1 protein-coding gene and 1 pseudogene are annotated in these 581 nt (G+C 41.8%); both read left to right on the top strand.

Features of this window, described 5'->3' with window-relative positions:
- On the top strand, positions 1-359 hold a 359-nt coding region (locus ADK28_RS31285), incomplete at its 5' end, for a hypothetical protein (protein WP_204375365.1).
- A gap of 32 nt (positions 360-391) precedes the next feature.
- Positions 392-581 (top strand): annotated as a pseudogene (locus ADK28_RS04570) (tail assembly protein); the annotation flags it as partial.

Below are 581 nucleotides of genomic sequence, written 5' to 3'. Positions count from 1 at the left end.
CACTTTTCAGCTTAAGGAAAAGGGTAATGAAGAAGATTTTATTAATTATGGCTCTGTTTATTTCTGGGTGTAATACGGTAAGCAGTTTGAAAGATAGTACTCCCATTGCGTCGGGGAACTCGAAAAAATCGGAACAGGCGTTCGTCTATTGTGTGATCGCTGAGTGGAATAAACATTCATATTTACAACCGATGATCACTCAACCATTACCGGATGGACATTCGCTACAGTTTAACGATCCCTGGCGTGGTCCCGTATTCATCCTTGATGTTGTTAGTAATAGTGGAGGTAGCAGTTATCGCTTATATAGAAATAAAGAAATAGATTTCTATGAGCAGGCTATTACGCAATGTAAATGACCTGCTTCGGCAGGTTTTTTTATGGTGGCATTATGTCTTTTATCGGTATTGCTCTAAGAACTGTCCGGTTTCATGGTCCGATGATTCAGTTGTTTGGCCGGGAGTTTAAATACCGGGCCATGACTGTTACCAAAGCCATTGATGCAATGAAGAACTTGTTACCTGGTTTCGAACGCTACCTGCTGGAGGCGCACAAACGCGGCCTGACATTTTCTATTTTCG

Origin of the sequence: Serratia sp. 506_PEND (assembly GCF_001076875.1) — a bacterium.
Lineage (GTDB): Bacteria > Pseudomonadota > Gammaproteobacteria > Enterobacterales > Enterobacteriaceae > Serratia > Serratia marcescens.
Note: the sequence above shows the minus strand (reverse complement) of the source record. Positions and strands in the feature narration are given on the sequence as shown.